Here is a 12,297-nt window from a genome sequence, read left to right on the forward strand (position 1 = left end):
AGCAGAAAGAACGAGGACTCCCCCATGCTTTGGAAAAAAGGCCGGCGCAGCGACAACGTCGTGGATGTACGAGATGACAGCAGCGGCGGTGGAGGCGGTGGCTTGCGCTTCGGTGGTGGCAAGGGATTGAGCCTGACGGCGATCGTGCTGATCGTCGGCATCGGCTGGGCCACCGGCCAGGACCCCATGCAGATCCTCGGGCAACTGCTCAGCCAGGGCGGTGGCCAGGTCTCGGCGCCGGCCACCACCCAGCAACGCAAGGCGCCACCGGCCAACGACGAACAGGCGGAGTTCGTCCGTGCGATCCTCGGCGACACCGAAGACACCTGGGGCCAGATCTTCCAGCAGGCCGGCCGCCAGTACCAGGCGCCCAAGCTGATCCTGTTCCGGGGCCGGGTCAACTCCGCCTGCGGCGCCGCGACCTCCGCCAGCGGCCCCTTCTACTGCCCTGCCGATCGCCAGGTGTACCTGGACATGGACTTCTTCCGGGAGATGGCCCAGCGTTTTTCCGCCGCGGGCGACTTTGCCCAGGCCTACGTGATCGCCCATGAGGTGGGCCACCACGTACAGACGCTGCTCGGGGTCTCGGCCAAGATGCAGGCGGCCCGCCAGCAGGGTCGGCAGATGGAAGGTGATGGCGGCCTGCTGGTACGCCAGGAACTGCAGGCCGACTGCCTGGCCGGGGTCTGGGCCTACCACGCCCAGAAACGCCTGAACTGGCTGGAACCCGGCGACGTGGAGGAAGCCCTGAACGCCGCCAACGCCATCGGCGACGACCGCCTGCAGCAGCAGGGCCAGGGCCGCGTGGTACCGGATTCCTTCACCCACGGCACCTCGGCCCAGCGAGTGCGCTGGTTCAAGACTGGCTTCAGCCAGGGCCAGGTCGGCCAGTGCGACACCTTCGCCGCCAAGAGCCTGTAGATGCGCCGCCTGCTCGCTGCACTGCTGTGCCTGGGTAGCCTCGGCGCCCAGGCCGGCGAGCATGGGGTCAAGGTCATCAGCCCCGGACGACTGGAACTGCCAGCCGGTGAGCTGGCCCTGGGCCTGAGCCAGGACTGGCGCCAGCCACTGCCGCAAGTGCAGCGGGTGCTGATCATCGTCCATGGCCGGCTGCGCAACGCCCAGACGTATCTGCACAGTGGCGAGACCGCCGCCAGGCAGGCCGGCAAAGACACCACGACGCTGGTGATCGCGCCGCAGTTCCTCAATCAGGATGACATTGCCCGCCATCACCTTCCCGACAGCCTGCTGCGCTGGCAAGGCAACGCCTGGATGGCGGGCGAACCTGCCGTCGGTCCCCATGCCTTGAGCTCCTATGCCGCGCTGGACGCCATCCTCCTGCGCCTGGGCGAGCGCCAGCGCTTTCCCGCACTCAAGGAAATCGTGGTTGCCGGTCATTCCGGCGGTGCCCAAGTCGTACAGCGCTATGCCCTGACCTCAGGCAAACATGCCGAACTGCAACAGGCAGGGGTCGGACTGCGCTTCGTGATCGCCAACCCTTCGTCCTATGCCTACTTCGATGCCTGGCGCCCGGTTGCCTTCGACCCCGCCACCTGCCCGGGCTTCAATCGCTGGAAATATGGCCTGGAGCAGCGCCCCGCCTACGCCGCCCGACCATCATCGCAACAGTTGGAACGCAGCTATGCCAGGCGCGACATTACCTATCTGTTGGGGCAACAGGACACCGATCCCCAGCACCCGGCCCTGGACAAGAGTTGCGCCGCCCAGGCCCAGGGAGCCTATCGACTGGTGCGCGGGCACAATTACTTCGACTACCTGCGCAAGCGCCATCCCCAGGGCTTGCACCAGCGCCTGGTAGAAGTGCCCGGGGTCGGGCATGACGGGGACAAGATGTTCACCTCTGCCGAAGGCCAGGCGGCGCTGTTCAGGTAGAACGGCTACCGCCTGCGGCACCAGGCGTTCAGGGCTGGAGCAGGCGATGCAAGTGCGCGCAATCGCGTGCATGCCAGTCGGTCAGTTCCGGCCAGGGGTTGTCCGGCAGGTTCACCAGCACTGTGCGGGTACCGGCTGCGCGCCCACAGTCCAGGTCGAAACGATAGTCGCCGACCATCACCATGCACTGCGGAGCCACGTTCCAGGCCTGGGCGAGCTTGAGCAAGCCACCGGGATGGGGTTTGGGCGCAGCTTCGTCGCGACCCAGCACATCGGCCTCGGCAAAGCAGTCGGCCAGGCCGATGGCCTGCAACGTCACATGGGCCAGCTCCCGGGCATTGCGGGTGAGAATGCCCAGGCGATAACCACGCCCGGCCAGGTCCCGCACCAGCTCCACCGCGCCCGGCGCCGGACGCGAGCCCAGGGCCAGTTCCCGCTCATGCTCCAGCAGCCAGGCATGCTTGGCTGCGGACTCATCCGCTGGCAGGGCTGCCAGATGCGTGAGGATGTCCGCGTCTGCCGGGATCGACAACGCCTGGCGGATCGCCGCGAAGTCATGCACGGCAATGGTCAGGGTGCCGTCCATGTCGAACACCCAATGCTCGATATCCGAAAGGCTCATGCCCAGTCCTTGCGATGCCGGATCAACCCTTCCTGGGTCACCGAGGCGACCAACTGGCCGGCGCGGTTGAACACGCTGCCGCGCGAAAAGCCCCGGGAGTTGCCAGCCCACGGGCTATCCATGGCGTACAGCAGCCAATCGTCGGCCCGCAGGTCGGCATGGAACCACAGGGCGTGATCGAGGCTGGCCACCTGCATGTCCTTCTGCCAGACCGACTTGCCATGGGGCAGCAACGAAGTGACCAGCAGGCCGAAGTCCGAGGCATAGGCCAGCAGGTATTTATGCAACGCCGGGTTGTCGGCCAGGGTGCCGTCGGCGCGGAACCAGACGTACTTCACCGGGTCCATCGGCTGTGGGTTGTAGGGGTCCCTCTCGGTCACCGGGCGCACTTCGATGGGCTTGGGGCACAGCAGCTTTTCACGCATGTGCTCGGGAATCAGGTGCGCGCGCTGGGTGGCGATCTCCAGCTCCGAGGGCAGGTTTTCCGGGCCGACCACCTGGGGCATGCTGCTCTGGTGCTCGAAGCCCTGCTCGTCGTACTGGAACGAAGCGCTGCAGGTGAAGATCGGATGGCCCTTCTGGATCGCCGTCACCCGCCGGGTGCTGAAGCTGCCGCCATCGCGGACCCGGTCTACCTGGTAGACCACCGGCAGAGCAGCATCTCCCGGACGCAGGAAGTAGCCGTGCATGGAATGTACGTGGCGCGCCTCCTCTACCGTCTGGCTGGCGGCGGACAAGGATTGGCCAAGTACCTGGCCACCGAACAGCTGGCGAAAACCCAGGTCCTGGCTACGACCGCGAAACAGGTTTTCCTCGATCGGTTCCAGGGTCAAAAGATCGACCAGATCATCCAGCACATGACTCATTCAGACTCTCCTCACACAGAGCAAAACCGCGCAATCTCGGCTGCGGCGGTCAAATCAATCGGGGGCAAGCAACCTCATCGGCACATTCTAAACGTGCACGATTGCTATCCATGCAAGGTTTCCAACCATTGTTCACGGGTGATGCGGTACAGCACATGCTCGCGCAATGGGTGATCGGCGGCGAGCTTGGGATGTTCGAAATCCCCCTGGACGGCGTGCTGCATGCCGATGGCCTGCATCACTTTCTGCGACGGCAGGTTGGTCCGGGTGGTGAAGGCTACCACCTCGTCCAGGGCCAGGTGCTCGAAAGCGCAGCGTAAGGCTGTCCAGGCCGCCTCACTGGCATAACCCAGCCCCCAATGCTCACGGGCCAGGCGCCAGCCGATCTCCACCGCCGGAGTGAAAGGCGCGTCGAAACCCACCACGCCCAGGCCGGTAAAACCGATGAAGGCGCCGTTGTCCTTGCGCTCCAGGGCCCAGGTGCCAAAACCATGCTCGGCAAAATGCCCACGTATGCGGCCGATCAGGGCGGCACTTTCCAGGCGGCTCAAGGGCGCCGGAAAATAACGCATGACCTGGGGATCGGCACACATCGCCGCAAAAGCCTGCAAGTCATCGTCACGCCATTGGCGCAGCAACAGGCGCGCGCTTTCCAGTTGCAGTATCGGCTCCATCGGTGCCCTCCGTTTTCATGGGTGCAAGTCTACATCGCTGGTAGGATCCTTCACGGGTTCCTCTAAGAAAATGCCATGACACTGCCGCTGATCTACCACGACGACTACAGCCCGGAATTTCCCCCAGAACATCGCTTTCCCATGGACAAGTTCCGTCTGCTGCGCGACCACCTGGTGGACAGCGGCCTGGCTCGCGACGCCGATCTGCTACGGCCGCAGTTGTGCCCGGCCGAGGTGCTGGCCCTGGCCCACGACCGCGGCTACATCGAACGCTATATGAATGGCGAGTTGTCCCGGGAAGACCAGCGCCGCCTGGGGCTGCCGTGGAGCGAAGCCCTGGCCCGACGCACCGTGCGCGCTGTCGGCGGGTCGCTGCTGGCTGCCGAGCAGGCGCTGGAACATGGCCTGGCCTGCCACCTGGCGGGCGGCACCCACCACGCCCACTACGACTATCCAGCAGGGTTCTGCATCTTCAATGACCTGGCGGTGATCAGCCATTACCTGCTGGAAAGTGGACGCGTGGGCCGAGTGCTGATTTTCGACTGCGACGTCCACCAGGGCGACGGCACCGCGCGGATCCTGCGGCATACCACCGATGCAGTAACGGTCTCGCTGCACTGCGAAAAAAACTTCCCCGTACGCAAGGCCCAAAGCGACTGGGACATTCCCCTGGCCATGGGCATGGGCGATGCCGAGTACCTGGAGGTGGTGGACGATGCCCTGAACTACCTGCTGCCGCTCTACCAACCCGACCTGGTGCTGTATGACGCCGGGGTCGACGTGCATCAGGACGATGCCCTGGGCTACCTCAAGCTCACCGATGCTGGCGTCGCCGAGCGCGATGAGCGAGTCATGCGCCATTGCCTGGGTCGCGACATTCCGGTGATGGGCGTGATCGGTGGCGGCTACAGCAAGGACCGCCAGGCCCTGGCCCGGCGCCATGGCATCCTGCATCACAGCGCCCAGCGAGTCTGGGAGTCGTCCGGCTGCTACTGAGCCCCTGGCCTGATTACCCACATCCACTGTGGAACCGCTTGTGGATAACCTGGGAGAAAGCCTCTGCAGCCCTTGTGCCACGAGGGCTACGGCCTATCGTCTGTTTTTTGACCAGTGACATCGGGGTGTCATGTTGCTGTGGATCGCTTACCCCCAATAGCTGTGGAATGGCTTGTGGATAACCTGCGCGAAACTCTCTACAGCCCTTTATTTTAAAGGGCTACAGCGCGATGCCTGTTTTTTGAGCAGCATTCGCCAGCGCTCAGCCGGCGATCCGGTGTTTACCCCCAATCGCTGTGGAACCGCCTGTGGACAACCTGCGTGAAAGTCTCTGAAGCCCTTGCAGTCAAAGGCCTCCAGACAATCGGACATTTTTTGACCAGGTTCATCATGGCGTCATTTTCCCATGGGTCGCTTACCCCCAATCGCTGTGGAGCCGCCTGTGGACAACCTGCGCGAAAGTCTATCCAGCCCACGGTTTATAAGGCCCGCAGCCCCATGCTCAGTTTTTGACCAGGCATCATCGGGTCAGCAAGGCACTCGCGCCTCGGGTAGAATGCCCGGCCTATTCCTCCAGCCCATCCTTGCCATGACCTCATCGACCTCCCCCACGCCCCACCACGTCGCGATTATCGGCGGTGGCCCTGCCGGCCTGATGGCCGCCGAGGTCCTGAGTCAGGCAGGCGTGCGGGTCGATCTGTACGATGGCATGCCATCAGTGGGGCGAAAATTCCTCCTGGCCGGGGTCGGTGGCATGAACATCACCCACTCCGAGGCCTATCCGGCCTTCCTCTCCCGCTACGCGGAACGGGCACCGCAAATCGCCCCGCTGCTGCGCGAGTTCGGCGCCGAGGCGCTGTGCCAATGGATTCACGGGTTGGGTATCGACACCTTTGTCGGCAGCTCCGGCCGGGTCTTCCCCACGGATATGAAAGCCGCCCCACTGCTGCGTGCCTGGCTCAAGCGCCTGCGCGATGCTGGAGTGGTTATCCACACCCGTCATCGCTGGCTGGGCTGGAATGCCGATGGCAGCCTGCGCATCCAGCACCCGGCGGGTGAAAGTACGGTCCAGGCCGACGCGACCTTGCTGGCGCTGGGCGGTGGCAGTTGGGCACGCCTGGGGTCAGATGGCGCCTGGTTGCCGCTACTGGAACAACACGGGGTCCGGGTAGCGCCCCTGCAGCCGAGCAATTGCGGTTTCGAGGTCAGTGCCTGGAGCGAGTTGCTGCGCAGCAAGTTCGCCGGTGCGCCATTGAAGAACGTAGCCATCGGCCTGGACGACGACGTACCACGGCTGGGGGAATGCGTGATCACCGCCAGTGGCATCGAGGGCAGCCTGGTCTACGCCCTCTCGGCATCGATCCGCGAAGCGATCAACCAGCACGGCCAGGGCACGATCCATATCGACCTGTTGCCCGGCAAGCCCCGGGACAAGGTCCAGGCGGCGCTGGCCAAGCCACGCGGGTCACGCTCCATGGCCAAGCACTTGCAGGGCCAACTGGGCATCGAGGGCGTAAAGGCTGCCCTGCTGCGAGAGCTGGCGCCCGTCGAGGCCTTCGACGACCCGGCCCGCCTGGCCGCCGCGATCAAGTCCCTGCCGCTGGTGCTGGTGAAGGCCCGTCCACTGGACGAAGCCATCAGCAGCGCCGGTGGCGTGTGCTTCGAGGCATTGGATGAGCGGCTGATGATCCAGCAGCGACCGGGGCTGTTCTGTGCCGGAGAGATGCTCGACTGGGAAGCGCCCACCGGTGGCTACTTGCTCACCGCCTGCTTCGCCAGCGGACGCCGGGCCGGACGCGGCATCCTCCAATGGCTCGCCGAACGCCGCCAGTCCTAGGCCGGATACCAGGAGCGGCCAGGTTGAACCGGCCGCTCGCAACGTGTCGTGGTGCTTATGGCTTGCGCTTGCGCGGCCCGGTATTGAAGGCCGGTACCTTGCGCACCGGTTTCACCGCAGGCTCTGCGGCCACTTCCCCGCTATCGACCCAACGTCCCAGGTTGCGCTTGCCGGCGCCACCGGCGGCCTTGGGCTTCTTCGGTTTCTTCGGCTTCTTCACCACCTGGCCACTGGCGTCGGTCTCGGGCACCCGGTGCTCGGGCTCGAAATCCTGCTCTTCATGGCGCTTGAGGGTCTGGCGGGTCAGCATTTCGATTGCCGAGAGCAGGTTGACCTCGTCGGCGCAGACCAGGGAAATCGCCTCGCCGGTGGAACCGGCACGCCCGGTGCGGCCGATGCGGTGGACATAGTCCTCGGCCACGATTGGCAGGTCGAAGTTGACCACCAGCGGCAGATCCTCGATGTCCAGGCCGCGGGCCGCCACGTCAGTGGCCACCAGGATCTGGACCTCGCCCAGCTTGAACCGATCCAGGGCGCGCTGACGCGTGGCTTGGGGCTTGTCGCCGTGGATACCGTCGGCATTCACGCCCTGGCCCTGGAGCTTCTCGACCAGGGCATCCACGCCGTTGCGGGTCTTGGCGAACACCAGCACCTGCTTCCAGCGGTTCTTGCGCAGCAGGTGGCTGAACAGCTCCGGCTTGCGCTTCTTGTCCACTGGCACCACCCATTGCTTGACCGTGCTGGCGGCGACGTTGCGCGGGCTGACTTCGATGCTCAATGGGTCGTTGAGCATCTGCCCGGCCAACAGGCGGATGGCATCGGAAAAGGTTGCGGAAAACAGCAAGGTCTGGCGCTTTTTCGGCAGGGCGGCGTAGATGCTCTTGAGCTCCTCGGAGAACCCCAGGTCGAGCATGCGATCGGCCTCATCCAGCACCAGTGTCTGCAACTGGCTGAACTTCACCGCGTTCTGCCGGAACAGGTCCAGCAGGCGGCCAGGGGTCGCCACCAGCAGGTCGACACCCTTGCGCAACTTCATCATCTGCGGGTTGATGCTGACTCCGCCATACACCGCGTAGGTGCGCAGCGGCAGGTGCTCGGCGTACTGGCGCACGCTGTCATGGACCTGCTCGGCCAGCTCGCGGGTCGGCACCAGGATCAGTGCCCGCACCGAGTTGCTGTCGACCTTCGGGCCTTCCAGGGTCAGCAATTGCAACAGCGGCAGGGCGAAACCGGCGGTCTTGCCGGTGCCGGTCTGGGCTGCGGCCATCAGGTCGCGACCGGCCAGCACCGCCGGAACCGCCTGGGCCTGCACCGGGGTCGGGGTCTGGTAGCCAAGGGGTTCAAGGGCGCGCAGCAAGGGTTCGATCAGGCCGAGAGTGGCGAATGTCATGGAGATACCGTAGGAAAAAGTCAGCACAGGAATGCAATGGGCGGCAGTTTACCCTAATTCACAGCCCCACTTACGGACCATGCCCGCCGGCCCGGGAGCGTGTATGCTCGCCCCCAGCTGGCCCAAAAGAATGCACCGTGCGCCCCGCACCGGGTATCTTCACGGCCTTCCCCCCTCAAGGAGTCTCACCTCGTATGGACCACGAAAATCCGTTCCAGCCCCCCGCTGCCGAACTGCGGACCGCACCGACCGCCGATCAGAACCTGCGCCTCTACAGTGTCGCGGCCATCGGCCTGAGCACCTTCATCGGCACCTCCATGGCGGGTGCCTATTTCATCAGCCAAAACCTCAAGGCACTGGGGCGCGAGGCCGAGGTGAAGAAGGTCTGGGGCATGGGTATCGGCGTCTTCCTGGCAATGACCCTGGCAGGTTTTTTCCTTCCAGAGAACATTCCCGCCGTGGTCTTCATCCTGCCGCAGATCTATGGGATGAACGCCTACGCACGCCAACTGTTCGGCCCCCAGGTGATAGAACACAAGACCAACGGGGGGCCCTTCGTTTCGTTATGGCGCGTGGCGGGAATCAGCCTGCTGTTTGCCCTGGCCCTGGCGGCGGTGTTCTTGATAGTAGCGCTGCTTATCGGCCTCGAGTGATGCTCTCACGCTGAAACCACTACGCCGGGCAATGCCCGGCGTTCTTTGTCCATGGAATCCCAATGCGCAATATTGCCCTATCCGCACGGATGCTCGCGGGCCTGTCGCTGACCCTGTTCCTCCCCCTTGCCGGTGCTGCCGAACTCACCGCTTTGCGTGAAATCACTGTGGCGGATGCCAGCGGCCAACGCCCCCTGCATGTCGCCCTCTGGTACCCCACCGAAACACCGGCTCCGCTGCTGACATTCGCAGAGAACCCGGTCTTCCAGGGCCTGCCCGCCATCAAGGATGCCTCGCCTACCGCCGCGGCCCACCCATTGGTGGTCCTGTCCCACGGCTATCGGGGCAGCTGGCGCAACCTCAGCTGGCTGGTACCGAGCCTGGTCAGCCGGGGATACGTGGTCGCAGCTCCTGACCACCCTGGCACCACGACCTTCGACCGACGCCCGGCAGAAGCGGCGAAGCTCTGGGAGCGTCCCCACGATGTAAGCCGGGTCATAGATGCGCTGAGCGCAGACCCGTCCCTGGCGGGCACGGTCGACCCACAACGTATCGCCGCCATCGGCCATTCCCTGGGTGGCTGGACAGTCACCGCGCTGGCCGGCGGGCGCTACAGTCCGCAACGCTTCCTCGAGCAGTGCCGGCTGCATCCCAACCCACGCCTGTGCGGGCTGGCTCCGGAACTGGGCATCGCAACGGACAACCAAGGTCCGCTAAGTGCCGATCTGCGAGACCCGCGAATCAAGGCCGTGGTGTCACTGGACCCGGGGCTGGTCCGCGGATTTACCCCAGAGAGCCTGGCAGCGGTGCAAACGCCGACCTTGATCCTGGGCGCCGGGGTGAACATTGCCGGCATGCCGGTGGAACAGGAATCGGGTTATCTGCAAGCCCACCTGCCGCCGGCCACCTCCAGCCTGTTGGTGATCGCCGATGCCAGCCATTTCAGCTTCATGCAACTCTGCAAGCCAGGAGCCACGGCCTTGCTCAGGGAGGATGACCCCGAGGATGAAATCATCTGCCGGGACGGTGACAAGCGCAGCCGTGAAGCGATCCACCAGCAAGCGGCCCAGGTCATCGACGGTTTTCTCGAGCGCAACCTGGCCAGCCAGGCACCGGGAAGCTGATCAGGCAGCCTCTTTCTGGACTACAGCCTTAGGCTTGCGCCATTGCGGCAGGCCGATCAACACCACGGCGCTGATGATCACCAGCATCGCCAGCGCCTCTTCCAAGCCGATGCTCTCGCCGACGAAGACGATACCCAGCAACACCGCCACCGCGGGGTTGACGTAGGCATAGCTGGTGGCCGCCGCCGGGCGTACGTGCTTGAGCAGGTACATATAGGCATTGAAGGCGATGATCGAACCAAAGCCTGCCAGGTAGGCCAGCGCCAGCCAGCCCTCCAGGGCCGGCATGGCTTCCAGGCGCTCGCCGCGCAGCAGGCTGCCCAGCAGCAGCACCACACCACCGACGAGCATTTGCGCGGCGCTGGCCATGGCGCCCTGGGGCAGAGGCAAGTGCTTGCTCCAGACCGAACCGAAGGCCCAGGCCGCTGCGGCGAACAACAGCAGGGCCGCGCCCAAGGGACTCGATTGCAGGTTGGACCCCAGGTTGAGCATGCCGATGCCGATCATCCCGAGGATGATGCCGGCCCACTCCAGGCGGGTGTTGCGGGTGCCCCAGAAGTAACCGCAGAGCAAGGTGAACAACGGCACCGTGGCCACCGCCAGGGCCGCGACTCCGGAAGCCACGCCCAGGTGCTCGGCGACCGTCACCGCACCGTTGCCGAAACTCAGCAGCAGGATGCCGATGATCCCGGCGGCCTTCCATTGTGCCCAGGTGGGCGCCGGGACCCCACGCCAGCGCAGGAAGGCATACATCAGGCTGCCGGCGAGCACGAAGCGGATACCGGCAAGCATCAAGGGTGGCCAGTATTCGACACCGATACGGATCACCAGGTAGGTCGACCCCCAGATCACGTAGAGGGCAAAGAATGCGGCGATCAACGGCAAAGGAAAGCGGCTTTGGCCAGGCATGGGGTACGACTCAGGAGGCAGGCAGGGAAGGCCCATTGTAGAAAGTCGAACGGGGCAAGCTTAAGTTACAAAACCTGTTTTTAAGAGCAGTACACTTTCAATAAAGTGGAGTTTTTACCTATATACCTTGCTTTCGAAAGCCAGGTTGTTTTGGAGCCTTCCATGGACAAGTATGACCGCATGCTCCTGGCCCAGCTGCTGGAAAACGGCCGGGCGAGTTATGCCGAGCTCGCGCGCAAGGTCAACCTCTCGGCACCTGCCGTGGCCGAGCGAGTCGCCAAGCTTGAAGCCAGCGGCGTGATCACCGGCTACCAGGCCAAGGTCGACATGAACAAGCTGGGGTTGCCGATCCAGTGCGTCATCGAGCTGCGCCTGGCCCAGCACGGCAACCAGAAAAGCTATGAAGAACTGATCAAGATCCCACAACTCACCGAATGCCATCGGGTCACGGGGGATCCCTGCGTGATCATGCAGGCGGCCGTGGGCTCGATGCCAGAGCTGGAAGAGTTGATCAACCGCGTCGCCCAGTTCGGCTTCAGCAAGACCTCCATCGTGCTCTCCAGTGCCATCGAACGACGCCTGCCCCTGGGGCACCTGGACAGCAACGGTAAACCGTCCAGCTGATCCACCAACGGCTGCGTGAAAACCCACGGGGCCTTGCTTGAAGACTCCCCAGGCCCTGTCCGATGGCGCCCGCGGCGTGTCAGCGATGGCGCCGCAAGTGCTCGGGCACCTTGGCCGCGGGAACCTTCTGCAACTTGCACAAAAAATCGTGGGACAGCGGGTGCAGGCCGTGGGTATCGCGCAGTTCGCCCGCCAGGTGCACCAGCAGGTTGGCCGCCATCTCGGCGTCGGCCATGGCCCGGTGAGCCTGGCCGGTATGCGGCAGGCCGGCATAGGTGGTCAGGGTGCCGAGCTTGTGGTTAGGCGCAGCGGGCATCAGGCGCCGGGCCAACAGCAGGGAGCAGGCGAAGTTCTGCAACCGGGTGCGCCGGATCCGCCCCAATTCGAAATCCCAGAACTTCTGGTCGAAGGCCGCGTTGTGCGCCACCAGCGGCGTGGTGCCGACGAACTCGTTGACCTCGTTCATCACCTGCTCGGCCGGTGGTGCGCTACGCAGCATGGCATTGCTGATGCCCGTCAGTTGCTCGATGAAGGCCGGTACCCGTACGCCCGCGTTCATCAGGCTCTGGTAACGCTCGACGATACGTCCCTGCTCGAGGATCACCACGGCGATCTCCGTGGCCCGACAACTGCTGCTCGGGGAAATCCCGGTGGTTTCAAAGTCGATGACGGCAATGCGTTCCAAACCTGTTTTGCTCCGTATGAATCT

13 protein-coding genes are annotated in these 12,297 nt (G+C 64.4%); 7 read left to right on the forward strand and 6 right to left on the reverse strand.

Going from position 1 to position 12,297, the window contains the following annotated elements:
* Positions 1 to 24: 24 nt before the first annotated feature.
* Both I9018_RS28210 and I9018_RS28215 read left to right on the forward strand, forming a co-directional pair.
* Entirely contained in the window at positions 25 to 921 is an 897-nt protein-coding gene (locus I9018_RS28210) for a neutral zinc metallopeptidase (protein ID WP_241108071.1), read from the forward strand.
* Positions 922 to 1,893 carry a hypothetical protein gene (locus tag I9018_RS28215; protein ID WP_068576353.1) on the forward strand — a complete coding sequence of 324 codons (972 nt, stop codon included), beginning with the start codon at positions 922 to 924 and terminating at the stop codon, positions 1,891 to 1,893.
* Positions 1,894 to 1,921: 28 nt separating this feature from the next.
* Here I9018_RS28215 and I9018_RS28220 read toward each other — a convergent pair whose 3' ends face one another.
* The 3 genes from I9018_RS28220 to I9018_RS28230 form a co-directional block, all read right to left on the reverse strand.
* On the reverse strand, positions 1,922 to 2,515 hold the full coding sequence (locus I9018_RS28220) for an HAD family hydrolase (protein ID WP_241108072.1): 594 nt from the start codon (positions 2,513 to 2,515) through the stop codon (positions 1,922 to 1,924).
* Positions 2,512 to 3,381 (reverse strand): acyl-CoA thioesterase II, encoded by an 870-nt coding sequence (tesB, locus tag I9018_RS28225; protein ID WP_068576347.1) that lies wholly within the window; start codon positions 3,379 to 3,381, stop codon positions 2,512 to 2,514. Before tesB ends, I9018_RS28220 begins: the two co-directional genes overlap by 4 nt.
* A gap of 104 nt (positions 3,382 to 3,485) precedes the next feature.
* Entirely contained in the window at positions 3,486 to 4,055 is a 570-nt protein-coding gene (locus I9018_RS28230) for a GNAT family N-acetyltransferase (protein WP_124347321.1), read from the reverse strand.
* 75 nt (positions 4,056 to 4,130) lie between these two features.
* Here I9018_RS28230 and I9018_RS28235 point away from each other — a divergent pair, with 75 nt between their 5' ends.
* Together I9018_RS28235 and I9018_RS28240 are read left to right on the forward strand one after the other, a co-directional pair.
* The gene (locus I9018_RS28235) at positions 4,131 to 5,051 is read left to right on the forward strand and encodes a histone deacetylase (protein WP_241108073.1); all 921 of its coding nucleotides are present in this window, start codon (positions 4,131 to 4,133) and stop codon (positions 5,049 to 5,051) included.
* A gap of 589 nt (positions 5,052 to 5,640) precedes the next feature.
* The gene (locus tag I9018_RS28240; RefSeq protein WP_241108074.1) at positions 5,641 to 6,888 is read left to right on the forward strand and encodes a TIGR03862 family flavoprotein; all 1,248 of its coding nucleotides are present in this window, start codon (positions 5,641 to 5,643) and stop codon (positions 6,886 to 6,888) included.
* Positions 6,889 to 6,943: 55 nt separating this feature from the next.
* Here the strand turns inward: I9018_RS28240 and I9018_RS28245 are convergent, their stop codons facing one another.
* Positions 6,944 to 8,278 carry a DEAD/DEAH box helicase gene (locus tag I9018_RS28245; protein WP_068576339.1) on the reverse strand — a complete coding sequence of 445 codons (1,335 nt, stop codon included), beginning with the start codon at positions 8,276 to 8,278 and terminating at the stop codon, positions 6,944 to 6,946.
* A 194-nt stretch (positions 8,279 to 8,472) separates the two neighbouring features.
* On the opposite strand from I9018_RS28245, the gene I9018_RS28250 reads away from it, so the two are divergent.
* Positions 8,473 to 8,931, forward strand: coding sequence for a hypothetical protein (locus I9018_RS28250; protein WP_068576337.1), 459 nt, complete (start codon positions 8,473 to 8,475; stop codon positions 8,929 to 8,931).
* 62 nt (positions 8,932 to 8,993) lie between these two features.
* A complete protein-coding gene (locus tag I9018_RS28255; RefSeq protein ID WP_241108075.1) occupies positions 8,994 to 10,055 on the forward strand; it encodes an alpha/beta fold hydrolase in 1,062 nt (353 codons plus the stop codon).
* Here I9018_RS28255 and yedA read toward each other — a convergent pair whose 3' ends face one another.
* A complete protein-coding gene (gene yedA, locus I9018_RS28260; RefSeq protein WP_241108076.1) occupies positions 10,056 to 10,964 on the reverse strand; it encodes a drug/metabolite exporter YedA in 909 nt (302 codons plus the stop codon).
* 162 nt (positions 10,965 to 11,126) lie between these two features.
* Between yedA and I9018_RS28265 the strand changes: the two genes are divergently transcribed.
* The gene (locus I9018_RS28265; protein WP_241108077.1) at positions 11,127 to 11,588 is read left to right on the forward strand and encodes an Lrp/AsnC family transcriptional regulator; all 462 of its coding nucleotides are present in this window, start codon (positions 11,127 to 11,129) and stop codon (positions 11,586 to 11,588) included.
* Between the two features lie 79 nt (positions 11,589 to 11,667).
* Here the strand turns inward: I9018_RS28265 and I9018_RS28270 are convergent, their stop codons facing one another.
* Positions 11,668 to 12,273 (reverse strand): 3'-5' exonuclease, encoded by a 606-nt coding sequence (locus tag I9018_RS28270; protein ID WP_241108078.1) that lies wholly within the window; start codon positions 12,271 to 12,273, stop codon positions 11,668 to 11,670.
* Positions 12,274 to 12,297 lie beyond the last annotated feature (24 nt).

Origin of the sequence: Pseudomonas sp. MPFS (assembly GCF_022537035.1) — a bacterium.
GTDB lineage: Bacteria > Pseudomonadota > Gammaproteobacteria > Pseudomonadales > Pseudomonadaceae > Aquipseudomonas > Aquipseudomonas sessilinigenes.